This window comes from Shinella sp. S4-D37 (genome assembly GCF_040812195.1).
Taxonomy (GTDB): Bacteria; Pseudomonadota; Alphaproteobacteria; order Rhizobiales; family Rhizobiaceae; genus Shinella.
In genome coordinates, this window is record NZ_JBFNXL010000005.1 from 2,102,933 (window position 1) to 2,126,629 (window position 23,697).

At 66.7% G+C, this 23,697-nt stretch carries 25 protein-coding genes; 16 read left to right on the forward strand and 9 right to left on the reverse strand.

All coding sequences use genetic code 11. The annotated features are described in order from the left end of the window. The first annotated feature begins 32 nt into the window (after window positions 1-32). The 3 genes from AB3G45_RS17745 (at window position 33) to AB3G45_RS17755 (ending at window position 1,916) form a co-directional block, all read left to right on the forward strand. Complete coding sequence (locus AB3G45_RS17745) at window positions 33-476, forward strand: Rrf2 family transcriptional regulator (RefSeq protein WP_133033355.1); 444 nt, start codon at window positions 33-35, stop codon at window positions 474-476. A gap of 86 nt (window positions 477-562) precedes the next feature. Then, window positions 563-1,465 carry an NAD(P)/FAD-dependent oxidoreductase gene (locus AB3G45_RS17750; protein ID WP_367831793.1) on the forward strand — a complete coding sequence of 301 codons (903 nt, stop codon included), beginning with the start codon at window positions 563-565 and terminating at the stop codon, window positions 1,463-1,465. 193 nt (window positions 1,466-1,658) lie between these two features. After that, window positions 1,659-1,916 carry a YjhX family toxin gene (locus AB3G45_RS17755; RefSeq protein WP_367831794.1) on the forward strand — a complete coding sequence of 86 codons (258 nt, stop codon included), beginning with the start codon at window positions 1,659-1,661 and terminating at the stop codon, window positions 1,914-1,916. A gap of 35 nt (window positions 1,917-1,951) precedes the next feature. Here the strand turns inward: AB3G45_RS17755 and AB3G45_RS17760 are convergent, their stop codons facing one another. The 4 genes from AB3G45_RS17760 to AB3G45_RS17775 all read right to left on the reverse strand — a co-directional run bounded on the left by AB3G45_RS17760 (window position 1,952) and on the right by AB3G45_RS17775 (window position 5,203). Continuing rightward, on the reverse strand, window positions 1,952-2,464 hold the full coding sequence (locus AB3G45_RS17760) for an N-acetyltransferase family protein (protein ID WP_367831795.1): 513 nt from the start codon (window positions 2,462-2,464) through the stop codon (window positions 1,952-1,954). Between the two features lie 114 nt (window positions 2,465-2,578). Then, window positions 2,579-4,060, reverse strand: a complete 1,482-nt coding sequence (gatA, locus tag AB3G45_RS17765; RefSeq protein ID WP_367831796.1) for an Asp-tRNA(Asn)/Glu-tRNA(Gln) amidotransferase subunit GatA — start codon at window positions 4,058-4,060, stop codon at window positions 2,579-2,581. Window positions 4,061-4,106: 46 nt separating this feature from the next. After that, on the reverse strand, window positions 4,107-4,394 hold the full coding sequence (gene gatC / locus AB3G45_RS17770; protein ID WP_367831797.1) for an Asp-tRNA(Asn)/Glu-tRNA(Gln) amidotransferase subunit GatC: 288 nt from the start codon (window positions 4,392-4,394) through the stop codon (window positions 4,107-4,109). Between the two features lie 104 nt (window positions 4,395-4,498). Next, the gene (locus tag AB3G45_RS17775) at window positions 4,499-5,203 is read right to left on the reverse strand and encodes a metal-dependent hydrolase (RefSeq protein ID WP_367831798.1); all 705 of its coding nucleotides are present in this window, start codon (window positions 5,201-5,203) and stop codon (window positions 4,499-4,501) included. A 114-nt stretch (window positions 5,204-5,317) separates the two neighbouring features. Between AB3G45_RS17775 and AB3G45_RS17780 the strand changes: the two genes are divergently transcribed. Both AB3G45_RS17780 and ruvX read left to right on the forward strand, forming a co-directional pair. Then, window positions 5,318-5,614: an alkylphosphonate utilization protein gene (locus AB3G45_RS17780; protein WP_367831799.1), complete on the forward strand. Its 297-nt coding sequence runs from the start codon at window positions 5,318-5,320 to the stop codon at window positions 5,612-5,614. Window positions 5,615-5,626: 12 nt separating this feature from the next. Continuing rightward, a complete protein-coding gene (ruvX, locus tag AB3G45_RS17785; RefSeq protein ID WP_367831800.1) occupies window positions 5,627-6,112 on the forward strand; it encodes a Holliday junction resolvase RuvX in 486 nt (161 codons plus the stop codon). Here ruvX and AB3G45_RS17790 read toward each other — a convergent pair. Then, window positions 6,058-6,384, reverse strand: coding sequence for a DUF6105 family protein (locus tag AB3G45_RS17790; RefSeq protein WP_367831801.1), 327 nt, complete (start codon window positions 6,382-6,384; stop codon window positions 6,058-6,060). The two genes, ruvX and AB3G45_RS17790, sit on opposite strands and share 55 nt — an antisense overlap. Then, the gene (locus AB3G45_RS17795) at window positions 6,381-6,512 is read right to left on the reverse strand and encodes a hypothetical protein (protein WP_367831802.1); all 132 of its coding nucleotides are present in this window, start codon (window positions 6,510-6,512) and stop codon (window positions 6,381-6,383) included. The genes AB3G45_RS17790 and AB3G45_RS17795 overlap by 4 nt, the downstream gene beginning before the upstream one ends. Window positions 6,513-6,723: 211 nt before the next feature. On the opposite strand from AB3G45_RS17795, the gene AB3G45_RS17800 reads away from it, so the two are divergent. After that, window positions 6,724-7,659 (forward strand): AEC family transporter, encoded by a 936-nt coding sequence (locus AB3G45_RS17800; protein WP_367831803.1) that lies wholly within the window; start codon window positions 6,724-6,726, stop codon window positions 7,657-7,659. Here AB3G45_RS17800 and AB3G45_RS17805 read toward each other — a convergent pair. Next, window positions 7,641-9,293 (reverse strand): acyl-CoA dehydrogenase family protein, encoded by a 1,653-nt coding sequence (locus AB3G45_RS17805; RefSeq protein ID WP_367831804.1) that lies wholly within the window; start codon window positions 9,291-9,293, stop codon window positions 7,641-7,643. The genes AB3G45_RS17800 and AB3G45_RS17805 overlap by 19 nt on opposite strands. 171 nt (window positions 9,294-9,464) lie before the next feature. Here AB3G45_RS17805 and AB3G45_RS17810 point away from each other — a divergent pair, with 171 nt between their 5' ends. The 4 genes from AB3G45_RS17810 to dprA all read left to right on the forward strand — a co-directional run bounded on the left by AB3G45_RS17810 (window position 9,465) and on the right by dprA (window position 13,555). Next, window positions 9,465-10,406 carry an aspartate carbamoyltransferase catalytic subunit gene (locus tag AB3G45_RS17810; protein WP_367831805.1) on the forward strand — a complete coding sequence of 314 codons (942 nt, stop codon included), beginning with the start codon at window positions 9,465-9,467 and terminating at the stop codon, window positions 10,404-10,406. Continuing rightward, on the forward strand, window positions 10,403-11,695 hold the full coding sequence (locus AB3G45_RS17815) for a dihydroorotase (protein WP_367831806.1): 1,293 nt from the start codon (window positions 10,403-10,405) through the stop codon (window positions 11,693-11,695). Before AB3G45_RS17810 ends, AB3G45_RS17815 begins: the two co-directional genes overlap by 4 nt. A 100-nt stretch (window positions 11,696-11,795) precedes the next feature. Further along, on the forward strand, window positions 11,796-12,401 hold the full coding sequence (gene plsY, locus AB3G45_RS17820) for a glycerol-3-phosphate 1-O-acyltransferase PlsY (protein ID WP_367833615.1): 606 nt from the start codon (window positions 11,796-11,798) through the stop codon (window positions 12,399-12,401). 2 nt (window positions 12,402-12,403) lie between these two features. Continuing rightward, entirely contained in the window at window positions 12,404-13,555 is a 1,152-nt protein-coding gene (gene dprA / locus AB3G45_RS17825; protein ID WP_367831807.1) for a DNA-processing protein DprA, read from the forward strand. Here dprA and AB3G45_RS17830 read toward each other — a convergent pair. Continuing rightward, window positions 13,487-13,741 (reverse strand): hypothetical protein, encoded by a 255-nt coding sequence (locus tag AB3G45_RS17830; RefSeq protein ID WP_367831808.1) that lies wholly within the window; start codon window positions 13,739-13,741, stop codon window positions 13,487-13,489. The genes dprA and AB3G45_RS17830 overlap by 69 nt on opposite strands. A 258-nt stretch (window positions 13,742-13,999) precedes the next feature. Between AB3G45_RS17830 and topA the strand changes: the two genes are divergently transcribed. The 6 genes from topA to rpmG all read left to right on the forward strand — a co-directional run bounded on the left by topA (window position 14,000) and on the right by rpmG (window position 21,647). Continuing rightward, window positions 14,000-16,630 (forward strand): type I DNA topoisomerase, encoded by a 2,631-nt coding sequence (topA, locus tag AB3G45_RS17835; RefSeq protein WP_367831809.1) that lies wholly within the window; start codon window positions 14,000-14,002, stop codon window positions 16,628-16,630. Between the two features lie 4 nt (window positions 16,631-16,634). Continuing rightward, window positions 16,635-18,986: a ribonuclease R gene (gene rnr / locus AB3G45_RS17840; RefSeq protein WP_367831810.1), complete on the forward strand. Its 2,352-nt coding sequence runs from the start codon at window positions 16,635-16,637 to the stop codon at window positions 18,984-18,986. 60 nt (window positions 18,987-19,046) lie between these two features. Next, on the forward strand, window positions 19,047-19,529 hold the full coding sequence (locus AB3G45_RS17845; protein WP_367831811.1) for a DUF983 domain-containing protein: 483 nt from the start codon (window positions 19,047-19,049) through the stop codon (window positions 19,527-19,529). Then, entirely contained in the window at window positions 19,526-20,188 is a 663-nt protein-coding gene (locus tag AB3G45_RS17850) for a hydrolase (protein ID WP_367831812.1), read from the forward strand. Before AB3G45_RS17845 ends, AB3G45_RS17850 begins: the two co-directional genes overlap by 4 nt. A gap of 13 nt (window positions 20,189-20,201) precedes the next feature. After that, the gene (locus tag AB3G45_RS17855) at window positions 20,202-21,386 is read left to right on the forward strand and encodes an MFS transporter (RefSeq protein WP_367831813.1); all 1,185 of its coding nucleotides are present in this window, start codon (window positions 20,202-20,204) and stop codon (window positions 21,384-21,386) included. Between the two features lie 93 nt (window positions 21,387-21,479). Next, window positions 21,480-21,647, forward strand: a complete 168-nt coding sequence (gene rpmG, locus AB3G45_RS17860) for a 50S ribosomal protein L33 (RefSeq protein WP_023512792.1) — start codon at window positions 21,480-21,482, stop codon at window positions 21,645-21,647. Window positions 21,648-22,325: 678 nt separating this feature from the next. On the opposite strand, the gene AB3G45_RS17865 is transcribed toward rpmG, so the two are convergent. Beyond that, complete coding sequence (locus tag AB3G45_RS17865; RefSeq protein ID WP_367831814.1) at window positions 22,326-23,693, reverse strand: PleD family two-component system response regulator; 1,368 nt, start codon at window positions 23,691-23,693, stop codon at window positions 22,326-22,328. Between the last annotated feature and the right edge of the window lie 4 nt (window positions 23,694-23,697).

A 23,697-nucleotide genomic window follows, 5' to 3' on the forward strand; every position in this document is an offset into this window, starting at 1 on the left:
CAGGCGAACGGATTCGTAACTATTATTGTTACATGAAAAGAAACAGCCGCCTTTCCGCCGTGCTCCACGCCCTCATGCACATGGCCGAACGCGAGGCGCCGATGACCTCGGACGACCTCGCGCTCTGCCTCGACACCAACGCCGTCGTCGTCCGGCGCACCATGGCAGGCCTTCGCGAGGCCGGCATCGTGCAGTCCGGCCGCGGCCATGGCGGCGGCTGGCATTTTGCCCGGCCGCTTGCCGACATTTCACTGCTCGACATCTACAACGCGCTCGGCGAGCCGATCGTCTTCCAGATCGGCCCGGCGACGGAAATGCCGGGCTGCGTGGTCGAGCAATCCGTCAACCGGGTGATCGGCGAGGCGCTGAAGGATGCCGAGGCGATGCTGATGGCGCGCTTCGCCGGCACGACGCTCGCCGACCTCGCCGCCGATTTCCGGGTGGCGGCGAAACGCTGCCGGGCCGATACCGGCTAAGCGGAAACGCCCTCCCGATACCCTGCATCGAACGGCCGGCACCCGTCGGGCGAACGATGCCGCACGCTCCACAGAAAGGATCAACCATGACCGAAGATGCCATCGTCATCGGCGGGGGCTTTGCCGGCCTTTCCGCCGCCCTGCAGCTCGCCCGCGCCCGCCGCCGCATCACCGTTCTCGACACCGGCGAGCCGCGCAACCGCTTCGCCGCCCATTCGCACGGCTTCCTCGCCCAGGACGGCCGGCCGGGCCGCGACATTCTCGCCGATGCCCGCCGGCAACTCGCCGCCTACGGGACCGTCACCTTCCGCGACGTGCCTGCCGAGCGGCTGGAGGGGGAGAAGGACGCGTTCTCCGTCACCACCGGCGACGGCGGGCGGATCGCGGCGCGCCGCGTGCTGCTCGCCACCGGCTTCGAGGACCGACTGCCTGATATCCCGGGCCTTGCCGAGCACTGGGGCAAGACGGTGCTGCATTGCCCCTATTGCCATGGCTACGAGGTCGGCGGCGGGCCGGTCGGCGTCCTGGCGCGCACCGCCGAGGCGGCACGGTTCGCGGCGGTGGTCGCCGACTGGGGCGATGTCACGCTCTTCACCAACATGACGCCGGAACCGGACGACGCGGCCCTTGCGGTGCTCGCCGAGCGCAATGTGAAGCTCCGGCCGGGCCGCGTCACCGCCATCGCCGACGGGCCGGACGGCATGCTGTCCGTCGAGACCGGGCCGGGCATCCCCACCCTCGTCAAGGCGCTCTTCGTGATGCCGGAGGCGCGGGTGCGCAGCGCCATTCCGGCCGGGCGGGGCCTGACGCTGAAGGAGACGCCGATCGGCAACATCCTTTACACCGACGACACGGGCCAGACCTCCCTGCCCGGCCTCTATGCGGCCGGCGATATCGCGCTCGGGCCGGCCAACATCACGCTCGCCTCGGCCAATGGCGTGAAAACCGCCGTCTTCCTGCACCATTCCCTGATCTGGCCGATGCATTGACCTTAGCGGATGCCCCGGCTATCTCGGGGCATCCGCAAATGGAGTTTTGATGTCCAACTCGTCTGAGACCTGCTGAGGACCCTGCCCGCCACAGCGTGCGCGCAGGGTCTGGAAAAACGATGAGCCCTGCCACCTAGCGGGTGGCGGAACGTTTTTTCGCGTTCATCCGAACGCCGGACGGATTTTCAAGACAATGGACATTTCGCGCGCCGAACAGCGCATTCTCCACCTGCTCGCCCAGGGCGGCAGGATCGACATCGAAAAAGACGACAACCGGAAGATCACGACGGTCGCCTGCATCACGCGGGACGGCTGGCGGGCGAGCGGCCTCGACATAGGCCTCTTCCGCAAGCTGAAACGCCGGCGATGCATCGCCTCCTCCGGCGGCAGGCCCTATCGTATCACCCAGCGGGGCCTGGAACTGGTGCGCGCCCAGCAGGACAACCAGTGAACGGGCGGGAGGCGCGGCGAAGGCCCGCCTCCTCCTCAAAACCCGCCCGGGCCGTAGCCGATCGGTTCGTCCGCGACGAGTTGCCGGCGCAAGCCGACGGATTCGACATCCCGGTCGAGGCGTTCGGAATAGTCGATGGAAAGCCAGTTCACCGAATAGCCGTGCTTCTGGAAGAAGCCGACGGCCGAAACGTTGCGGGCATGGGTCTGGAGCCGCGCCGCCTCGAAGCCGGCCGCGACGATCTCCGCCTCCATGGCGGCCAGCAGGGCGGACCCCAGTCCCCTCTTCTGAAGCGGCGGATCGACCCAGAGGTCGCTGATCTCGTCGTTGAGCGCCTCACGCGCGGCCCAGGCGGCACGGACCCCGTCGAGTTCGGCAACGCTTACCCGAAGCCAGCGGCCGGCGAGGAACTGTTCGAAGGCATGGCGGGCATGATCGCGCCGCACTTCGAGATCGGCCACCCCCACGACGGCCGCCGCCCAGGCCCTGACGCCGATCTCGACGAGGGCCGGAACATCCTCTTCCAGGGCATTGCGGACGGTGATCATGCGGGCAACCTCTCTCACTGCCATCAAAACACCGGACGGCCGGTTTGGCGAGAGAGATGCACGCGGCTATCCACGGCAATGGTGGCCCGGCCGCCTCGACGGCCGGTTATCGCCCTACCACCACCTGGCCGGCGTGAAGCGGCCGGCGGCTTTCTCGATGACATGGGCGGTCTTGAAGAGGATCTCCTCCTCGAAGGGCTTGCCGATGAGCTGGAGGCCGAGGGGCAGGCCCTTGTGGTCGAGGCCGGCGGGCACGGAAAGGCCCGGCAGGCCCGCCATGTTGACGGTAACGGTGAAGATGTCCTGCAGATACATCTTGACCGGATCGGACGCCAGGTCCTCGTCGGCGATGCCGAAGGCCGAGGACGGCGTCGCGGGTGTCAGGATCGCGTCGACGCCGGCATGGAAGGCAAGCTCGAAATCGCGCTTGATCAGCGTGCGGACCTTCTGCGCCTGAAGGTAATAGGCGTCGTAATAGCCGGCCGACAGCACGTAGGTGCCGATCATGATGCGGCGCTTGACCTCGTGGCCGAAGCCGGCCGCGCGGGTCTTCTCGTACATGTCGACGATGTCCTTGCCGTCGACGCGCAGGCCGTAGCGCACGCCGTCATAGCGGGCGAGGTTCGACGAGGCTTCGGCGGGCGCGACGATGTAGTAGGCCGGCAGCGCATATTTCGTGTGCGGCAGGGAAATGTCGACGATTTCGGCGCCGGCCTCCTTCAGCCAGGCGATACCCTGCTGCCAGAGCGCCTCGATCTCCTCCGGCATGCCCTCGACGCGGTATTCGCGCGGAATGCCGATGCGCATGCCCTTCAGCGACTGGCCGAGCGCGGCTTCGTAGTCCGGCACCGGCAGGTCGACGGAGGTGGTGTCCTTGGCATCGACGCTCGCCATGGATTTCAGGAGGATCGCCGCATCGCGCACGTCGCGGGCGATGGGGCCGGCCTGGTCGAGCGAGGAGGCGAAGGCGACGACGCCCCAGCGCGAGCAGCGGCCATAGGTCGGCTTGATGCCGACGGTGCCGGTGAAGGCGGCGGGCTGGCGGATCGAGCCGCCGGTATCCGTCGCCGTCGCGCCAGCGCACAGGAACGCGGCGACGGCCGCCGCCGAGCCGCCGGACGAGCCGCCCGGCACCAGGTCGGCATTGGAGCCGGTGGCGCGCCACGGGTTCTTGACCGCGCCGTAGTAGGAGCTTTCGTTGGACGAGCCCATGGCGAACTCGTCCATGTTCAGTTTGCCGAGCATGACGGCGCCGTCGTTCCAGAGGTTCTGGGTGACGGTCGATTCGTATTTCGGCTTGAAGCCGTCGAGGATGTGGCTGCAGGCCTGCGTATGCACGCCCTCGGTCGCGAACAGATCCTTGATGCCGAGCGGGATGCCCTCCAGCGCGCCGGCCTTGCCGGCGGCGATGCGATCGTCGGAAGCCTTCGCCATGTCGCGCGCCTTATCCGGCGTCACGGCGATATAGGCGTTGATGACAGGGTTCGCCGCCTCGATCGCGCCGAGATAGGCGTCCGTCAGCTCGACGGCGGTGATCTCCTTGGCGCCGAGCTTCTCGCGGGCTTCGGCAATGGTCAGGCGGGTCAGATCGGTCATGGGAAGGCTCTTTCGGGGTCGGACGGCTCGGGCGACGAAGAGGACGTTACTCGACGACCTTCGGAACCTGGAAGAAATTGCGGTCGGTGGCCGGCGCATTGGCGACGATGGCATCGGCCTTGTCGCCGTCGTTGACGACGTCCTGGCGCTTGCGCATCTCCATCGGCGTGACCGAGGTCATCGGCTCGACGCCCTCGACGTTCACTTCGGACAATTGCTCGACAAAGCCGAGGATGCCGTTCAGCTCGCCGGTCATGCGGTTTGCCTCTTCCTCGCTGACGGCGATGCGGGCAAGGCGCGCGACGCGCTTCACGGTGGCTAGATCTACGGACATGGGTGGTCTCCGCTCAGAAATTTCTACCCGCTATACTGACCAAGCCCCAGGGGCGCAACGGGGGAATGGTCCGTTCCACGCCCCCTCGCCCCTTTTCCGCTCCCTCAGCGCGAGACCGCGCTGCCGACGCCCGGCACCTCGATCTTCGCGGACGCGCCGTCCATCGCCTTGACGAAGAGGTCGGCCGTCGGCGCGACGATGCCGAAGGAGCCGTAGTGACAGGGGATGACCGTATCGAACTTGAAGAAGCGCTGGCAGGCGAGCGCCGCCACGGCACCGCCCATGGTGAAGCGGTCGCCGATCGGCACGAGGCCGATTTCCGGCTGGTGCAGCTCGTTGATCAGCGCCATGTCGGAGAAGATGTCGGTGTCGCCCATGTGATAGACCGTCGGCTCGTCCTCGAAATGCAGGACGAGGCCGTTGGCATTGCCGAGCGAATGCGAAACGCCGTCCTCGGTGATCTGCGCGGAGGAATGCAGCGCGTTGACGAAGGTGGTCGAGAACCCGTCGAAATGAACGGTGCCGCCGGTATTGCCCATGTCGACCTTTTCCACGCCCTTGGCGCCGAGCCAGGCGGCAAGGTCCGCATTGGCGAGCACGGTCGCGCCGGTCTCCTTGGATATCTGGACCGTGTCGCCGACATGGTCGCCGTGGCCGTGGGTCAGCAGCACATGGGTGAGGCCCGCCACCGCGTCCCTGCGGGTTGCCTCGTCGAAGGCGGGATTGCCGGTGAAGAAGGGGTCGATCAGTATCCTGGCTTTCGCCGTTTCGATCCGGAAGGCGGAGTGGCCGAGCCAGGTGATTTTCATGCTTGTTCTCCCGATTGGTGTCTTGGCGCGATATAGAATCGGCGAAGGCCGTTTCCATCCGTGGTGGTATCGTTATAAGCGTGATTTTTGAAATGGGGCAGTGAAGGAGCCATCATGGCCGACGACGATTATATCTATGACGAGGCGACCGGCGAATGGCGGCCGGCCTCCGAAATCGCCGCGGAGAAGGCGGCGCAGAACCAGGTGCGCGATGCCAGCGGCACCGTGCTGGCCGATGGCGATTCGGTCGTGCTCATCAAGGACCTGAAGGTGAAGGGCGCCGGCCAGACGCTGAAGCAGGGCACGGTGATCAAGTCGATCCGCCTCACCGACAATCCGGAGGAGATCGACTGCCGGCACGAGGCCATCAAGGGGCTGGTCCTGCGCACGGAATTCGTGCGCAAGCGCTGAGAGGGGTTTCCCATGGCAACGCTGACACTGGAAGACCTGGCCGGGACCCTTGCTCCCGGCCAGCCGATCGCCGGCCTCGACCTCGGCACAAAGACCATCGGCCTCTCGGTCTCCGATCTCGGCCGGCGGCTGGCGACGCCGCGCCCGGTGCTGAAACGCGTGAAGTTCACCCAGGATGCCGAGGTTCTGCTGGCCTTCGCGGCCAAGGAGAAGGTCGCCGCCTTCGTCATCGGCCTGCCGATGAACATGGACGGCAGCGCCGGGCCGCGCGTCCAGGCGACGCGCGCCTTCGTGCGTTCCATGGCCGACAAGACCGACATCCCCTTCGTCTTCTGGGACGAGCGGCTGTCGACGGTGGCGGCGGAGCGCACGCTGATCGAGATGGACGTGTCGCGCAAGAAGCGGGCCGAACGCATCGATTCGGCCGCCGCCTCCTTCATCCTTCAGGGCGCGCTGGACAGGCTCTCGTCATTGGCGAGGGCGGCGGACGCGGACTGACGACGCGCCTGCCACCAGGCAAGAATCTTCTTGCGGCGGCGGAAGGCGATGAGCCCCAGCACCAGGAAACTGTCGACGATGATGGCGCGCAGCACCAGCGGCGGCAGGTCCTCCGGCGGAATGCCGAGGATATGACCGTAGATCTGGAACACCAGGTCATGCGCATCGCGCGTCAGCATGAAGATGCCGAAGCTCATGTCGTAGTAGGAAAGCCCGTACCAGCTGCCGAGCAGCGCGATGGGGCCTGCCCACAGGATGAGGAACCACTTCATGCCGCCCTCCCCCTCGGTGCGAGAAGGTCACCGGCCGCAAAGACGATCTCGCTGACCGCCACGCCCGTGGCGATGACGAGCAGCGGGACGACGATATCCACCGCCGCAAAACAAAACAGGGTCGTCATGACCGAAATCCGGGCCGTTCTGGCCATAGGCTGCACTCGCTCGCATGGTTAACACCAGGTAAACGGCAGCTTCACCCGTTAACCCTGTTTGTGCAACGTAAACCCTTCATTAAGGTTAATTTCCACACCGGCCCTGCCGGAGGGAAGCCTTGCAACCCCGCGCAAGGCATGAAATGAGCGGCGACCCTTTCTCGGCCACGCCCCGGTTTCCATGCTCGCCATCTTCGAAAGCATCCTTCCCGTCTTCCTGCTCGTCGTGCTGGGGGCCTTCCTCAAGCGCTGGCGGCTGATCGACCGCGACATGTGGAACGGGCTCGAGCAGCTCGGCTTCTTCGTGCTGTTCCCCTCCCTCCTGTTCACGACGCTCGCCAAGGCGGAGTTCTCCGGCATCGCCGCCGGCAGCGTGGCGCTCGGCTCCATCGGTTCCGTCACGCTCATCGCGGCGCTTCTGGCGCTCACCTGGCCGCTTTTTCGCGCCGCGCACGTTTCGGGCGCCTCGTTCACCTCGGTTTTCCAGACCTCGACGCGCTGGAATGCCTTCATCGCGCTGGCGATCGGCGAAAAACTCTACGGCGCGGACAGCCTTGCCCTCGTCGCGCTCGTGGCGACGCTGATCATCATTCCCCTGAATTTCTACAATATCGCCGTTCTCGTCTGGTTCGGCGGCGGCACGCGGAGCCTGAAGTCCTTCGCGCAGAAAATCGTCACCAACCCGATGATCATCGGCTCGGTGCTCGGCGTTGCGATCAACCTGTTGAAAATCCCGATCTACGCGCCGTTGATGCAGGCGACGGAACTCGTCGCCGACACCTCGCTCAGCCTCGGGCTGATCATGGTCGGCGCCGGGCTGAAGCTGGCCGATGCGCTGAAACCCCGGCCGCTGGCGCTGCTGCCGGTCGTCCTGAAGCTGCTGTTCATGCCGCTGGTCATGACGGCGGCCGCCTATGCGCTCGGCATGCGCGGCGAGCCGCTGCTGACGATCGCCATGGGGGCGAGCGTGCCGACGGCGCTGAACGGCTATGTGCTGGCCAAGCAGATGGGCGGCGACGCACCGCTCTATGCCGCCGTCGCCACGCTGCAGACGATCGCCTCGTTCTTCACCATCCCCGTCGTGCTGGCCGCGACCGCCTACCTCGCCGGCGGATAGAGCAGGTCGACGATATAGGCCGAATCGAAACGCGAATCGAGCATGCCGTAGGTCGAGCGCCAGCCGGAGGCGAGCCGCGTTTCGAGGAAGGCATCGGCGATGCGGCCGGCACCGGCGCGGTAGAGCTCGGCCGCGGCGGCGGCGAGCGCCAGTTGCTCGACCAGCATGCGGGCCGCCCCCTCGTCGCGCTCGCACAGCGACATGGCGGCGCGCAGCACGTCCACCGTCTTCTTGCCGGCGGGACCGAGATCGCGGGCAAGCCCGGCGAACAGCATCTCGAACAGGTCCCGGCCCCGGCCGATGACGCGCATCAGGTCGAGCGCCATGACATTGCCCGAGCCTTCCCAGATCGCATTGACCGGCGCCTCGCGGTAGTGCCGGGCGATCGGCCGCTCCTCGACATAGCCGCTGCCGCCGATGCACTCCATCGCCTCGTAGATCAGGGCGGGCGCGATCTTGCAGCACCAGTATTTCGTCACCGGCGTCATGATGCGGGCATAGGCCGCGTCCTCGGCGCTGTCGCGCGCCTTGTCGAAGGCCTCTGCCAGGCGCAGGGAGAGCGCGGTCGCGCCCGCGACGTCGAGCGCCATGTCGGCGAGCACGCGCGTCATGATCGGCTGGGCGACCAGTGGCTTGCCGAAGACGCTGCGGCCGCGCGTATGGTGGACGGCCTCGGCGAGCGAGGCGCGCATGATGCCGGAGGAGGCCAGCGCGCAGTCGAGCCGCGTCAGCGTCACCATGTCGAGGATGGTGCGAATGCCGGCATCGGGCGTGCCGAGCAGGAAGCCGAACGTTTCCGAGAACTCGACCTCGGACGAGGCGTTGGAGCGGTTGCCGATCTTGTCCTTCAAGCGCTGGAAGCGCAGGCCGTTGCTGGAGCCGTCCTCCAGCAGGCGCGGCACGAGGAAGCAGCCGACGCCCTCGCGCGTCTGCGCGAGCATGACGAAACCGTCGCTCATCGGCGCCGACATGAACCACTTGTGGCCGGAGAGCCGGTAGATGCCTTCGCCGACACGCTCGGCGGTGGAGGTGTTGGCGCGCACATCCGTGCCGCCCTGCTTTTCCGTCATGCCCATGCCGATGGTGACGGCGCTCTTCTGCATGGCGGGCTTGTTGGTGCTGTCATACTTGCGCGACAGGATTTTTCGCCCCCATTCGCGCTGCACCTGCGGCGAGACGGAGAGGGCGGCGACCGAGGCGCTGGTCATCGTCAATGGGCAGAGATGGCCGCATTCGAGCTGGGCGGTGAGATAGAAGCGCACGGCGCGCGCCTTGTGCGCCCTGCCCTTCTCCTCCGGCACATTCTCCCACAGCGAGGAATGCAGGCCCGCCGCCATGGAGCGGCGCATCAGCGCGTGCCAGGCGGGATGGTAGTCGACGACGTCGAGGCGCTCGCCGCGCGGGCCGTGGGTGCGCAGTTGCGGCACGCCCTCGTTCGCCATGCGGGCGAGTTCCTGTGCTTCCGGCGAGGTCACGTAGCGGCCGATCGCGTCGAACTCGTCGCGCAGCCCCTTGGGCATGGCGTCGGTGGCGTCGACCAGCAGCGGGTCGGAGCGATAGGCGTTGATGCCCGACCAGAGCGGCGGCTGGTTGAGATCGGCGAGTTTCTGTTCGGTCGTCTTGTCGCGAGTCATGAGCGGGTTCTAGCCCAAGTCGCGGCGGGGCGAAACGGGGCCTTGCGGCTGCCGGCGCCCCGCACGTCACAAAAGCGTGGGAATGCGCGGGCTCGCCGCCGCTTCGCCTTGCCGCAAGGGAACCGACCCTCTATAGACCCCGCGTATCCACGACAGTTGAGGCGGAGTTTCATGGACTTCTTTCCGCATCGCCACCTTCTCGGCATCAAGGACCTGACCGAGCAGGAGATCACCCACCTGCTCGACCGCGCCGACGAGGCGGTGAAAATCTCCCGGCAGCGGGAGAAGAAGACGTCGACCCTTCGGGGCCTGACGCAGATCAACCTCTTTTTCGAAGCCTCCACCCGCACGCAATCCTCCTTCGAGCTTGCCGGCAAACGCCTCGGCGCCGACGTGATGAACATGTCGGTCGGCAATTCCTCGGTGAAGAAGGGCGAGACGCTGATCGACACGGCGATGACGCTGAACGCCATGCACCCGGACGTGCTGGTCGTGCGCCATTCCTCCGCCGGCGCCGCCGCGCTCCTGGCGCAGAAGGTCTCCTGCTCGGTGGTGAACGCCGGCGACGGCCAGCACGAGCATCCGACGCAGGCCCTGCTCGACGCGCTGACCATCCGCCGTGCCAAGGGCAAGCTGTCGCGCATCATCGTCGCGATCTGCGGCGACGTGCTGCATTCGCGCGTCGCCCGCTCCAACATCCTGCTGCTCAACGCCATGGGGGCGCGCGTGCGCGTCGTGGCGCCTGCAACGCTGCTTCCCTGCGGCATCGCCGACATGGGGGCGGAGGTCTACCATTCCATGGAGGAAGGGCTGAAGGACGCCGACGTCGTGATGATGCTGCGCCTGCAGCGCGAGCGCATGTCCGGCGCCTTCGTGCCCTCGGTGCGCGAATACTTCCACTATTACGGGCTCGACGCGGAAAAGCTGAAGGCGGCGAAGGAGGATGCGCTCGTCATGCATCCCGGGCCGATGAACCGCGGCGTGGAGATCGCCTCGGAGATCGCCGACGGGCCGCAGAGCGTCATCGAGCAGCAGGTCGAGATGGGCGTCGCCGTCCGCATGGCCGTGATGGAAACGCTTCTCGTTTCGCAGAACCAGGGTGTCCGCGCATGACCCGCACCACCGTCCTGAAGAACCTCCGCATCCTCGACCCCTCGCGCAACCTGGACGAAACCGGCTCCATCGTGATCGAGAACGGCAGGATCGCCGCCATCGGCAGCGGCGCGCAGAACCAGGGCGCGCCGGAAGGCGCCGAGGTCGTCGACGGCCGCGGTCTCATCGCCGCCCCCGGTCTGGTCGATGCCCGCGTCTTCGTCGGCGAGCCCGGCGCCGAGCACCGCGAGACGATCGAATCGGCCTCCCGCGCCGCGGCGGCCGGCGGCGTCACCACCTTCATCACCATGCCGGACACCGACCCCGTCATCGACGACATCGCGCTGGTCGAGTTCGTGCTGAAGAACGCCCGCGACAAGGCGATCGTCAATATCCATCCGGCAGCCGCCCTCACCAAGGGGCTTGCCGGCGAGGAGATGACCGAGTTCGGCCTCCTGAAGGATGCCGGCGCCGTCGCCTTCACCAATGGCCGCAACCCGATGCACAATGCGCAGGTGCTGCGCCGGGCCATGACCTATGCCCGCGAATTCGGCAGCGTCATCGCGCTGGAGACCCGCGACAAGTATCTCGGCGCCGGCGGCGTGATGAACGAGGGGCTGCTGGCAAGCTGGCTCGGCCTTTCCGGCAGCCCGCGCGAGGCCGAGCTGATCCCGCTAGAACGGGACCTGCGCATCGCCGGCCTGACGCGCGGCAAGTACCACGCGGCGCAGATTTCGGTGCCGGAATCGGCGGAAGCCGTGAAGACCGCGAAGGAACGCGGTGCCAACGTCACCTGCGGCATCTCGATCAACCACCTGACGCTGAACGAGAACGACATCGGCGAATACCGCACCTTCTTCAAGCTCTCCCCGCCTCTGCGCGGCGAGGACGACCGCAAGGCGATGGTCGACGCGCTCGCCCGCGGCGAGATCGACATCATCGTCTCCTCGCACGATCCGCAGGACGTCGACACCAAGCGCCTGCCCTTCGCGGACGCCGCCGACGGCGCGATCGGCCTCGAGACCATGCTGGCGGCGGCGCTCCGGCTGCACCACAGCGGCGAGGTTCCGCTGATGCGGCTCCTCGATGCGCTCTCGACGCGGCCGGCACAGATCTTCGGCCTAGATGCCGGCACGCTTGCGCCCGGCGCCAGCGCCGACATCGTGCTGATCGATCCCGACGAGCCCTGGCTTGCCACCAAGGACCGCTTCGTCTCGCGCTCGAAGAACACGCCCTTCGAAGATGCCCGCTTTACGGGACGCGCGATTAGCACCTATGTTGCCGGCAAACGGGTGTATTCGCTGGACTGAAAGGGACGTTGGTCCGGCGGAGCGTGTTGATTTTCGGGTCGAACCGGAGAATCCACGCCCCGCATGCAGACATTGGAACGGGGGAACTGACGTGTCCGACATCTTCACCTGGCAGCTCGGCGCCGTGCCGACGCTCGCCGCGCTCGCCTTCGGCTACCTCCTCGGCTCCATCCCCTTCGGCCTGATCCTCACCCGCATGGCCGGGCTCGGCGACGTGCGGAAGATCGGCTCCGGCAATATCGGCGCGACGAACGTGCTGCGCACCGGCAACAGGAAGCTCGCCGCGGCGACCCTGCTGCTCGATGCCTTGAAGGGCACCGCCGCCACCGCCATCGCTTCGCGCTGGGGGCTCGATGCCGGGCTGGCGGCAGGCTTCGCCGCCTTCCTCGGCCACCTCTTTCCCGTCTGGCTCGGCTTCAAGGGCGGCAAGGGGGTCGCGACCTATGTCGGGCTGCTGCTCGGCCTCGTACCGCTCATGCTCGCCGTCTTCGCCGTCGTCTGGATCGGTCTTGCCTACCTGACGCGCTATTCGTCCCTCTCGGCCCTGGTTGCAACCGCCGCATCTCCGGTTGTATTGTGGCTCCTCGGTCACGAGAAGGTGGCAGTGCTCTTCGTGCTGCTCACGCTCATCACTTGGTGGAAACACAGCGCCAATATCGGCCGCCTCCTGAACGGCACCGAAAGCAGGATCGGCAGCAAGGGATAGAGATGGACGAGCGCAGCGCAAGGACAAGGGGCATTGCGCTGACGGAAAGACAGAGGATCGCCTGGCTGCGCCTGATCCGCAGCGACAATGTCGGGCCGGTCACCTTCCGCGAACTCATCAATCATTTCGGCAGCGCCGAGACGGCGCTGGACATGCTGCCGGAACTTTCCCGCCGCGGCGGCGCCTCGCGCGCCATCCGCGTCGCCAGCCGGGGCGAGGCCGAACGCGAACTCGACATGGCCGAGCGGCACGGCGCCGCCTTCGTCGGCATCGGCGAACCCGACTATCCCTACCTCCTGCGCCAGATCGACGGCGCGCCGCCGCTGCTCGCCGTCAAGGGCAACCGGGCCGTCGCGGCGGCGCCGGCCGTCGGCATCGTCGGCGCGCGCAATGCCTCCCTCTCCGGCACGAAATTCGCAGGCCTGCTGGCGCGCGCGATCGGGCGGGCAGGCTATACCATCGTCTCGGGTCTTGCCCGCGGCATCGACACGGCCGCCCATCGCGCCAGCCTCGACACCGGCACGGTCGCGGCCATGGCGGGCGGGCTCGACAAGCCCTACCCGCCGGAGAATATCGGCCTGCTTGCCGAACTCACTGAAGGGCAAGGCCTCGCCATCAGCGAAATGCCCTTCGGCTGGGAGCCGCGGGCGCGGGACTTTCCCCGCCGCAACCGGCTGATCGCCGGCATGTCGCTCGGCCTTGTCGTGGTGGAGGCGGCGGTGCGTTCCGGCTCGCTGATCACCGCGCGCAACGCGGCGGATTTCGGCCGCCTGGTCTTCGCCGTGCCGGGCTCCCCGCTCGATCCGCGCTGCGAGGGCACGAACGGCCTCCTCAAGGACGGCGCGACGATCACCACCACGCCCGAGGACGTGCTGGAAAGCCTGCGCCCGCTGTCCGAGCCGGACCTTTTCGCCCCCCGCCCCGGCGCCGGCGAGCCGGGCGAGGACACGCCGCCCGCCCTGCGGCTGCCGCCGGGCGACGGCGAGCGGGAACGCATAGCCGACGCGCTGAGCCAGGTGCCGGCCGAAATCGACGAGATCATCCGCCATACCGGCATCGCCGCGGCGACCGTCTATCTCGTCCTCCTAGAGCTTGATCTTGCCGGCCGGCTTCAGCGGCATGCCGACGGCCGGGTCTCGTTGACCCCCGACTGAAAGCGGCCGGAGGCCGGAGAGGATGTCCCCCGCCTCCACATAGGCCATCTCGATCAGGTAACCCAGCATGTCGGCGCCTTCGGCGTTCACGACCGTGCGCAGCTCGCCGAGCATCTGCCGGGTATAGGCGAGGTTCTCCTCCGCGGTATGCGGCGGGAGAGCGGGTTTGGCTGGTTTCGAGCTCATAGCGCGTCCATTGCACCTACGCTTCACAATCACCGTCAGGTTGCAATTCCTGTACCCAGCGGAAGATACAACGATTAGCGAAAATTGCAATCTACGATTAATCGCGCAATGGTTGCATTGCGTTGCATCCCACTAATTTCACCCCTACCTCTTGACCGGAACGCTTTGTCTGTTCATGTCGAGGCACGACTTTCCGGCGCAAGGCGCCCGTTTTGCCGTGCATCCAAGCGTGCGGCACCCGTACTCAGAGAAATGATGATGAATGTTGTAGTTGTGGAATCGCCTGCCAAGGCCAAGACGATCAACAAGTATCTCGGGCCCGGCTACACGGTGCTCGCCTCGTTCGGCCATGTGCGCGACCTGCCGGCCAAGGACGGCTCCGTGCGCCCGGACGAGGATTTCGAAATGACCTGGGAAGTGGACAGCGCCTCGGCCCGGCGCATGAAGGATATTGCCGACGCCGTGAAATCCTCCGACGGCCTCATTCTGGCGACCGACCCGGATCGCGAGGGCGAAGCCATCTCCTGGCATGTGCTCGACGTCCTGAAGAAGAAGCGGGTGATCGGCGACAAGCCGGTCAAGCGCGTCGTCTTCAACGCCATCACCAAGTCGGCCGTGCTCGACGCCATGCGCAATCCGCGCGACATCGATACCGCGCTGGTCGATGCCTATCTCGCCCGCCGCGCCCTCGACTACCTCGTCGGCTTCAATCTCTCGCCGGTCCTCTGGCGCAAGCTGCCGGGCGCCCGCTCGGCCGGGCGCGTGCAGTCGGTGGCTCTGCGCCTCGTCTGCGACCGGGAATCGGAAATCGAGCGTTTCGTCTCGGAAGAGTACTGGAACCTCTCCGCCCTTCTGAAGACGCCGCGCGGCGACGAGTTCGAGGCACGCCTCGTCTCGGCCGAAGGCAAACGCCTGCAGGCGCGGGCGATCGGCAACGGCGAGGAGGCGAACCGCCTCAAGGCGCTGCTCGACGGCGCGGCCTACCGCGTCGAAAGCGTCGAGGCCAAGCCGACGAAGCGCAACCCGGCGCCGCCCTTCACCACCTCCACCCTGCAGCAGGCCGCCTCCTCCAAGCTCGGCTTCTCGGCCTCCCGCACCATGCAGGTGGCGCAGAAGCTCTACGAGGGCATCGATATCGGCGGCGAGACGGTCGGTCTCATCACCTATATGCGTACCGACGGCGTGCAGGTGGCGCCCGAGGCGATCGACGCGGCGCGCCGCGCCGTCGCCGAACAGTTCGGCGAACGCTACGTGCCGGAAAAGCCCCGCTTCTATTCCACCAAGGCGAAGAACGCCCAGGAAGCGCACGAAGCGATCCGCCCCACCTCCTTCAACCGCACGCCGGACCAGGTGAAGCGCTACCTCGATCCGGACCAGTTGCGGCTCTACGACCTCGTGTGGAAGCGCGGCATCGCCAGCCAGATGGCGTCGGCCGAGATCGAGCGCACGACGGTCGAGATCGAGGCGGACAATGGCGGGCGCAAGGCGGGTCTGCGCGCCACCGGCTCGGTCATCCGTTTCGACGGCTTCATCGCCGCCTATACCGACCAGAAGGAAGACGGCGAGCAGTCGGACGACGGTGACGACGACGGTCGCCTGCCCGAGATCAACGCGCAGGAAAAGCTCGACAAGCAGAAGGTGAATGCCAGCCAGCACTTCACCGAGCCGCCGCCGCGCTATTCCGAAGCCTCGCTCATCAAGAAGATGGAAGAGCTCGGCATCGGCCGCCCGTCGACCTATGCCGCCACGCTCGCCACGCTGCGCGACCGCGAATATATACTGATCGACAAGCGCAAGCTGATCCCGGAAACCAAGGGCCGCCTCGTCACGGCCTTCCTGGAAAGCTTCTTCACCCGCTATGTCGAATACGATTTCACGGCGGATCTCGAAGAAAAGCTCGACAAGATCTCGGCCGGCGAACTCGACTGGAAGCAGGTTCTCCGCGACTTCTGGAAGGATTTCTTCGCACAGATCGAGGACACCAAGGAACTGCGCGTCACCAACGTGCTCGACGCGCTCAACGAGGAGCTTGCCCCGCTCGTCTTCCCCAAGCGCGAGGACGGCAGCGATCCGCGCATCTGCCAGGTCTGCGGCACCGGCAAGCTCTCGCTGAAGCTGGGGAAATTCGGCGCCTTCGTCGGCTGCTCGAACTATCCGGACTGCAACTACACCCGCCAGCTTTCCGCCGACAACGGCTCGGATGCGGAGGCGAACGGCTCCAACGAGCCGCAGAACCTCGGCAAGGATCCGCATACGGGCGAGGAGATCACGCTACGCACCGGCCGCTTCGGACCCTACGTGCAGCGCGGCGACGGCAAGGAGGCCAAGCGCGCCAGCCTGCCCAAGGGCTGGACGCCGGCCAGCATCGACCACGAGAAGGCGCTTGCGCTGCTCTCTCTGCCGCGGGACATCGGCCAGCATCCGGAAACCGGCAAGATGATCTCGGCCGGTATCGGCCGCTACGGTCCGTTCCTGCTGCATGACGGGGGCTATGCGAACCTCGAAAGCGTCGAGGACGTGTTCTCGATCGGCCTCAACCGCGCCGTGACCGTCATCGCCGACAAGGCGTCGAAAGGCCCCGGCGGGCGTTCGCGCGGCACGCCGGCCGCCCTGAAGACGCTCGGCGACCATCCGGACGGCGGCCCCATCACCGTGCGGGACGGCAAGTACGGCCCCTACGTGAACTGGGCCAAGGTCAACGCGACCCTGCCCAAGGGCAAGGCCGCCGACAGCGTCACGCTGGAGGAAGCGCTCGTGCTGATCGCCGAGAAGGCCGGCAAGGCGCCTGCCAAGGGCAAGGCCAAGGCGGCGAAGTCCGGCGATGCCAAGGCCGCAAAGCCGAAGGCGGCGCCCAAGGCCAAGCCCGCAACCAAGGCAAAGAAGGCCTGACGGCATGACGAGAGAACCACGCAGCCGGGCAGGACGATCCACGCGGCCCGGCCGCGCAGATCGTGACGTGCCACCGGCGGACAATATCCCGATCATCCACGGCGTCATCCCGCCGCGCGACGTGTTGCTGCGCTTCATCGCCGACAATCCGGAACAGGCCTCCAAGCGCGAGATCGCCAAGGCCTTCGGCCTGAAGGGCGAGGCGCGCGTCGAACTGAAGGCGCTCCTGAAATCCTTCGAGGAAGACGGGCTCCTGGAAAAACGCCGCAAGTCGCTGGTGCGACCCGGCGCCCTGCCCCCGGTCACGGTGCTCGACATCACCACGCGCGACGTCGACGGCGAACTGATCGGCCGGCCGGCCGAATGGCTCGACGACGCGGGCGTCGCGCCCGCCGTGCTGATCCGCCAGTCGGGCGGCGTGCGCAAGGACAAGGCGCCCGTCGCCGGCCTCGGCGACCGCGTGCTGGCAAAGATCTTCCCGGCCAAGGAGCGCGGCGGCCCGGCCTATACGGCGCGGGTCATCAAGGTGCTCGACAAGAAGAAGAATTCCGGCATGGGCGTGTTCCGCTCCCTGGCGGGCGGCGGCGGGCGCATCATGCCGATCGACCGGCGCGGCGAGGAGATGGAGGTCGACGCCGAGTTCACGGCGGGAGCCAAGGACGGCGATCTCGTGGAGATCGACGTCGTGCGCATGGGCCGCTACGGCCTGCCGCGCGCGCAGATCAAGGGCGTGATCGGTTCCGTCGCCTCGGAAAAGGCGATCTCGATGATCGCCATCCATTCCCACGGCATTCCCCATATCTTCCCCGACGCGGTGATCCGCGAGGCGGAAGCGGCAGGGGCCGCGACCATGTCGCACCGCGAGGACTGGCGCAGCCTGCCGCTCATCACCATCGACCCGGCCGACGCCAAGGACCACGACGACGCCGTCTTCGCCGAGCCCGACCCGTCCCCCGACAATCCGGGCGGCGTGATCGTCACCGTCGCCATCGCCGATGTCAGCTTTTACGTAAGGCCGAAATCGGCGCTCGACCGCGAGGCGCTGAAGCGCGGCAACTCGGTCTATTTCCCCGACCGCGTCGTGCCCATGCTGCCGGAGCGCATCTCCAACGACCTCTGCTCGCTGAAGGAAGGCGTCGACCGGCCGGCGCTCGCCGTGCGCATGGTCTTCTCGCATGAGGGCCGCAAGGCGAGCCACACGTTCCACCGCATCATGATGAAGAGCGCGGCGAAACTCTCCTATCAACAGGCCCAGGCCGCCATCGACGGCGCGCCCGACGACAAGACCGGCCCGATCCTCGAGACGATCCTGAAGCCGCTGTGGCAGGCCTACCGCATCATGACCGTCGGCCGCAACCGCCGCCAGCCGCTCGAACTCGACATGCCCGAGCGCAAGGTCCTCCTGAAGGAGGACGGCACGGTGGATCGCGTCGTCGTGCCGCCGCGGCTCGATGCGCACAAGCTCATCGAGGAGATGATGATCCAGGCCAACGTCGCGGCCGCCGAGACGCTGGAAAAGAAGAAGCAGGCCCTGATCTACCGCGTGCACGACGCGCCCTCGCTCGCCAAGCAGGAGGTGCTGCGCGAGTTCCTGCAGACCCTCGACATCTCGCTGGTCAAGGGCGGCAACATGCGCTCCAACCATTTCAACGGCATCCTTTCGAAGGCCAAGGACAAGCCCTTCGAGCAGATGGTCAGCGAGATGGTTCTGCGCTCGCAGAGCCAGGCCATCTACAGCCCGGAGAATATCGGCCATTTCGGCCTGAACCTCCTGAAATACGCCCATTTCACCTCGCCGATCCGCCGCTATGCGGACCTCATCGTGCACCGGGCGCTGGTCGGCTCGCTCGGGCTTGGCGAGGGCGGCATCACGCCGGACGAGGAAGCGGTGCTCGACGATATCGCGGCCGAGATCTCGACCTTCGAGCGCCGCGCCATGGCCGCCGAGCGCGACACGGTCGACCGGCTGATCGCCCATCACCTCGCCGGACGCATCGGCGAGGAGTTCGACGGGCGCGTTTCGGGCGTCACCAAGGCGGGACTTTTTGTCACCCTGCCGGCGTATGGTGCCGATGGTTTCGTGCCTATATCTATGCTCGGACGTGATTACTTCATCTATGACGAGGCGCATCAGGCGCTGTCCGGCGAAAAGACCGGGCTCGGCTATCGCCTCGGCGACGAGGTGCGCGTCAAGCTCGCGGAAGCGGTGCCGCTGGCCGGTTCGCTCCGCTTCGACATGATCAGCGAGGGACGCAAGATGCCGACGGCGGTGCGTTCCTTCCACAAGTCGGGCCGACGCAAGGGCAGCGCGGCGCGCCACCAGCCGGGCACGCGCCCGCCCCGCGGCAGGCGCTGAGCTATATAGCGCCCGCGCGAAGACAGAGGGCCGGCAGGACGGCCGGCGGAAGGACAGGACATGCAGGCGAACGAGACCAGCGGCAGCACGCATTATTTCGGCGACAGCCCGGAGGCCCGGCCGGCGGAACGCCCGCTCGGCCGCGCCATCAAGCGCGGCCTCCTGAACCGCTGCCCCGCCTGCGGCTCCGGCCGCCTGTTCAAGTCCTTCGTCAAGCCCGTGGAAAACTGCGCGGCCTGCGGCGAGGACTACACGCACCAGCGCGCCGACGACCTGCCGCCCTATCTCGTCATCACCATCGTCGGCCATGTCGTGGTCGGCGGCTATATGGGGACGGACCTCGTCTGGCCGCTCACCACCTGGCAGCACCTCGCCATCTGGGCGCCGATCACCGTCATCCTGTCGCTTCTCCTGCTCCAGCCCATCAAGGGCGGCGCCATCGGCCTGCAATGGGCGCTGAAGATGCACGGCTTCGGCGACAAGCCGGAAGAGACGGAAACCGAAACGGAAACGGCACCCGCCTACGGCGACCGCACGGCATGACAGCCGCCCGGCCCGTCGATGCGGCCTCGATCCTGCTTCTCGACCGGTCGGACGAGAGCGTGCGCGTGCTCGTCGGCCGGCGCAGCAGCAAGCATGTCTTCATGCCGAACGTCTATGTCTTTCCCGGCGGCCGGCGCGATGCCACCGACCGCCTCGTTTCCGTCGCCAACCCGCTGCATCCGGCGGCCTGCGAACGGCTGGCGCTGCGCAGCGGCACGCGCTGTTCCGATTCGCGCCTGCGCGCCCTCGGCGTCGCGGCGCTGCGCGAACTCTACGAGGAGGCCGGCATCTCGGTCGGCCCGCCGCTCGATGCGGCGGCGTCGGACGCCCTGCCCTTCCGCCCCGACCTCTCCAGGCTGCGTTTCCTGGCCCGCGCCATCACGCCGGCCGGCATGATCCGGCGGTTCGACACACGCTTCTTCGCGCTCTTCGCCGACGAGGCGGGCATCGATCCGGCCGGCGCGACGGCGAGCCACGAACTGGAAGACCTGCGCTGGATGGATATTTTTGATCCTGGCGGCATCGAGATGCCCGACATAACCGTATTGATCCTTGAAGAGCTTCAAAAAAGCCTTCAGGAAGACAAGTCTCTGCCCTTCGGAAGAACCGCGCCGCTGTACCACACCCGGCGCGGGCGTTTCCTTCGGGACCTTCTTTGAGGATCGGTCACCCATGACGCAGCCGCAATCCGGCACCTCCGGCCCGGTGGAGAGCATTCACTGGCGATCCCTCATTGCAGCCGTCGCCGCCATTTCCGCCGTCGGCATCGCCATCGGGCTCGGCCTGCCGCTGCTCTCCATCATCATGGAGAAGCGCGGCATCTCCTCCACGATGATCGGCATCAATTCCGCCATGGCCGGCATCGCCGCCATGGCCGCTGCGCCCTTCACCACGCGCCTCGCCCATGCCTGGGGCACCGCGACGACCATGCTGGCCGCCATCCTGCTGGCGGCCGTCAGCGGCCTCGGCTTCTACTACATCCAGAATTTCTGGCTGTGGTTCCCGCTCCGCCTCGTCTTCCACGGCGCGATCACCACGCTGTTCATCCTCTCCGAATTCTGGATCAACGCCGCCGCACCGCCCCGCCGGCGCGGCCTGGTGCTGGGCATCTACGCCACGGTGCTCTCGCTCGGCTTCGCCACCGGGCCCCTGCTCTTCTCGCTGCTCGGCAGCGACGGCGTGCTGCCCTTCGCGGTGGGCGCGGCCATCATCCTGCTTGCCGCCGTGCCGATCTTCGCCGCGCGCGGCGAAAGCCCGATCATCGACGAGAAGCCCGAACTGCATTTCATGCGCTACGTCCTTCTCGTGCCGACGGCGACGGCGGCCGTGTTCATCTTCGGCGCGGTGGAGGTCGGCGGGCTGTCTCTCTTTCCCATCTATGCCACGCGGGCCGGCTTTAGCGAGCCGCAGGCGGCCCTGCTGCTCACCGTCATGGGCATCGGCAACATGGCGTTCCAGATCCCGCTCGGCATGCTCTCGGACCGCCTGACGGACCGCAGGCGCCTCCTGACGGTCCTGGCGGTCATCGGCCTCGTCGGCGCCCTCTGCCTGCCGCTCATCTCGCACAGCTGGGTGCTGATGGCGACCGTGCTGCTCCTGTGGGGCGGCTGCGTCGCCGGCCTCTATACGGTCGGCCTCAGCCATCTCGGCTCACGCCTCGTCGGCGCGGACCTCGCGGCGGCCAACGCCGCCTTCATCTTCTGCTATGCCGTCGGCACCGTCGTCGGCCCGCAGGCGATCGGCGCGGCGATGGACGTTTCCGGCAATGACGGTTTCGCCTGGGCAATCGTCGCCTTCTTCGGGTTTTACCTCGTACTTTCTCTCGCCCGGATGGTTTTCCGGCCGAAACGGGGTTGACTTTTCGGGCGCGATTTGTAGTTTCCGCCCAGATTTAAGCCGTGGAGCAGACTGGCTGTCCGCGGCTTCGTTTTTCATAAAGGCAGGACGACCATGGCCAAGGCTACCACCATCAAGATCAAGCTGCTGTCGACGGCCGACACCGGTTTCTTCTACGTAACCACGAAGAACAGCCGCACGATGACGGACAAGATGACCAAGACCAAGTACGACCCGGTCGTCAAGAAGCACGTCGAATTCAAGGAAACCAAGATCAAGTGATCCTGGGGACCGTTTCGGTTCGCAAAGGCGCTGGACGGCAACGTCCGGCGCCTTTTCTTTTGCCCGGGATTGCGGCCCGGCATCCCCCCGAATCAAAAACGCCGCTCCCCGGAAGGGAGCGGCGTCGAATGGGGGTCGGCCAGACACGACAACGGCACGAGGATTCCGTATTTATCGTAGCTGACCGACCGACCCCACGACCCAGGAGATGCGGCGGACCTAGCATCATGGGGTAACCGGTTGTGCGGGCTTGTTTTCCGCCCATGAGTTGAGCATCGCGCGAAAAAGAAAAAAAATCAACGAATTCTTAACGCTCCCCCGCCCTCTCCTTGTCTCATAGTTAACCGCGGCGGGGACGATTGTGCCATTGAGCGGCGGTTGCGTTACGGATCACGACAATCCCGCGCCGGCAGGATTCAACCATTGCGCGAGACCCTGCAACCCTGACAGATGTCATCTTTGCGGCGCGAAAAGATTGCGCGCGATACAACCTGTTGATAAGGTTTGCGAAACCAAAATAGTACGGTTTATAGCCAGATTTCACGACATGACCTGATTTCAGGGGTCTTGCGGGGCCCTGTCCGCAGAGGCCGCGCAATGCGGGGCGAATGCCCGATTTTCAAGGCAGATGCCCAAATCGAAATCGCCCTGTGGACAATTCGGCCGCGCGGGGCCGACTCACGCGGCGGCGGCCACGACCCGGTTGCGGCCGGAGCGCTTCGCTTCGTAAAGCGCCGTGTCGGCGCGCTTCAGCAGGGCTTCGGGGCGGTCGCCTGCCGGCAGCGCGCTGGCAAGGCCCAGCGAGGCGGTGATGGACAGGAGGACATCCGTACCCGGCAGGCGGAACGGTTCCTGCTCGACGATCGCGCGAAGGCGCTCGGCCACGCCCGCCGCCATCTCGGCGGACGTATCCGGCATGACCAGCACGAACTCCTCCCCGCCGTAGCGGCAGGCAAGGTCGGCGCCACGCACGGCCGAGCGCACGCGGTTGGCGAACTCCCGCAGCACGGCATCGCCCGCATCGTGGCCGTGGGTGTCGTTGACCAGCTTGAAGCGGTCGATATCGGTGATGCAGACGGAAAGCGGCCGGCCCCGCGCCATCGCCCGGTCGACCAGCAGCTTCATGTGGTTGTCGAGGTAGCGGCGGTTGTGCAGGCCCGTCAGGCCGTCCGTGACGGCCAGTTCGATCGTCTGGCGCACGCTGGCGCGCAGGCGGTCGTTGCACCGCTTGCGGCGGATCTGGGTGAGGCTGCGGGCGATCAGCTCGTTCGGGTCGATCGGCCGAACCAGGTAGTCCGTCACGCCGAGATCGAGCGCGCGCACCACCATGTCGTCGTCGCCCTGTTCGGCGATCAGCAGGATCGGCAGGAAACGCGTGCGCTCCAGCGAGCGGAGCTGCGAACACAGGCGCAGCGGATCGTAGTCCTCGAAATTGGCGTTGACGATCACCAGCTCGAAATTGCTCTCGGCCGCCTGGAAGAGCGCGGCCTGCGGGTCCGACATGGAGGTGACCTCGGCGACCGGCTTCAGCGCGCGCACGATCCGCTCCTGCGAGCTGGCGCGGCCGTCGACGAGGAGGACTTCGCCCGGCTCGTCGCCGAGATTGTCGTCCAGCCCGTCCTCCAGGGAGATGGCGCGGGCGGTGGCCGCGCGCATGCGCAATTCGTCGGTCAGCGTCTTCAGCCGCACGAGGCTCTTCACCCGCGACATGAGCTGCAGGTCGTTGACCGGCTTGGTCAGGAAATCGTCGGCGCCGGCCTTGAGGCCGCGCACGCGGTCGGAGGGCTGGTCGAGCGCCGTCACCATGACGACCGGGATATGGGCGGTGCGCGGATTGGCCTTCAGCCGCGCGCAGACCTCGAAGCCGTCGATGCCGGGCATCATGATGTCGAGCAGGATCAGGTCGACCTGGGTGCGCTCGCACATGGCGAGCGCATCATAGCCGTTCTCCGCCGTCAGCACGTCGAAATATTCCGCGAGCAGCCGCGCTTCGAGCAGCTTCACATTGGCCGGAATGTCGTCGACGACGAGGATACGTGCTGTCATGGCC

Bases quoted from the DNA above. Each gene is read 5' to 3' on its own strand.
- AB3G45_RS17745 (WP_133033355.1), top strand. From the start codon at position 33: ATGAAAAGAAACAGCCGCCTTTCCGCCGTGCTCCACGCCCTCATGCAC.
- AB3G45_RS17750 (WP_367831793.1), top strand. From the start codon at position 563: ATGACCGAAGATGCCATCGTCATCGGCGGGGGCTTTGCCGGCCTTTCC.
- AB3G45_RS17755 (WP_367831794.1), top strand. From the start codon at position 1,659: ATGGACATTTCGCGCGCCGAACAGCGCATTCTCCACCTGCTCGCCCAG.
- AB3G45_RS17760 (WP_367831795.1), bottom strand. From the start codon at position 2,464: ATGATCACCGTCCGCAATGCCCTGGAAGAGGATGTTCCGGCCCTCGTC.
- gatA (WP_367831796.1), bottom strand. From the start codon at position 4,060: ATGACCGATCTGACCCGCCTGACCATTGCCGAAGCCCGCGAGAAGCTC.
- gatC (WP_367831797.1), bottom strand. From the start codon at position 4,394: ATGTCCGTAGATCTAGCCACCGTGAAGCGCGTCGCGCGCCTTGCCCGC.
- AB3G45_RS17775 (WP_367831798.1), bottom strand. From the start codon at position 5,203: ATGAAAATCACCTGGCTCGGCCACTCCGCCTTCCGGATCGAAACGGCG.
- AB3G45_RS17780 (WP_367831799.1), top strand. From the start codon at position 5,318: ATGGCCGACGACGATTATATCTATGACGAGGCGACCGGCGAATGGCGG.
- ruvX (WP_367831800.1), top strand. From the start codon at position 5,627: ATGGCAACGCTGACACTGGAAGACCTGGCCGGGACCCTTGCTCCCGGC.
- AB3G45_RS17790 (WP_367831801.1), bottom strand. From the start codon at position 6,384: ATGAAGTGGTTCCTCATCCTGTGGGCAGGCCCCATCGCGCTGCTCGGC.
- AB3G45_RS17795 (WP_367831802.1), bottom strand. From the start codon at position 6,512: ATGACGACCCTGTTTTGTTTTGCGGCGGTGGATATCGTCGTCCCGCTG.
- AB3G45_RS17800 (WP_367831803.1), top strand. From the start codon at position 6,724: ATGCTCGCCATCTTCGAAAGCATCCTTCCCGTCTTCCTGCTCGTCGTG.
- AB3G45_RS17805 (WP_367831804.1), bottom strand. From the start codon at position 9,293: ATGACTCGCGACAAGACGACCGAACAGAAACTCGCCGATCTCAACCAG.
- AB3G45_RS17810 (WP_367831805.1), top strand. From the start codon at position 9,465: ATGGACTTCTTTCCGCATCGCCACCTTCTCGGCATCAAGGACCTGACC.
- AB3G45_RS17815 (WP_367831806.1), top strand. From the start codon at position 10,403: ATGACCCGCACCACCGTCCTGAAGAACCTCCGCATCCTCGACCCCTCG.
- dprA (WP_367831807.1), top strand. From the start codon at position 12,404: ATGGACGAGCGCAGCGCAAGGACAAGGGGCATTGCGCTGACGGAAAGA.
- AB3G45_RS17830 (WP_367831808.1), bottom strand. From the start codon at position 13,741: ATGAGCTCGAAACCAGCCAAACCCGCTCTCCCGCCGCATACCGCGGAG.
- topA (WP_367831809.1), top strand. From the start codon at position 14,000: ATGAATGTTGTAGTTGTGGAATCGCCTGCCAAGGCCAAGACGATCAAC.
- rnr (WP_367831810.1), top strand. From the start codon at position 16,635: ATGACGAGAGAACCACGCAGCCGGGCAGGACGATCCACGCGGCCCGGC.
- AB3G45_RS17845 (WP_367831811.1), top strand. From the start codon at position 19,047: ATGCAGGCGAACGAGACCAGCGGCAGCACGCATTATTTCGGCGACAGC.
- AB3G45_RS17850 (WP_367831812.1), top strand. From the start codon at position 19,526: ATGACAGCCGCCCGGCCCGTCGATGCGGCCTCGATCCTGCTTCTCGAC.
- AB3G45_RS17855 (WP_367831813.1), top strand. From the start codon at position 20,202: ATGACGCAGCCGCAATCCGGCACCTCCGGCCCGGTGGAGAGCATTCAC.
- rpmG (WP_023512792.1), top strand. From the start codon at position 21,480: ATGGCCAAGGCTACCACCATCAAGATCAAGCTGCTGTCGACGGCCGAC.
- AB3G45_RS17865 (WP_367831814.1), bottom strand. From the start codon at position 23,693: ATGACAGCACGTATCCTCGTCGTCGACGACATTCCGGCCAATGTGAAG.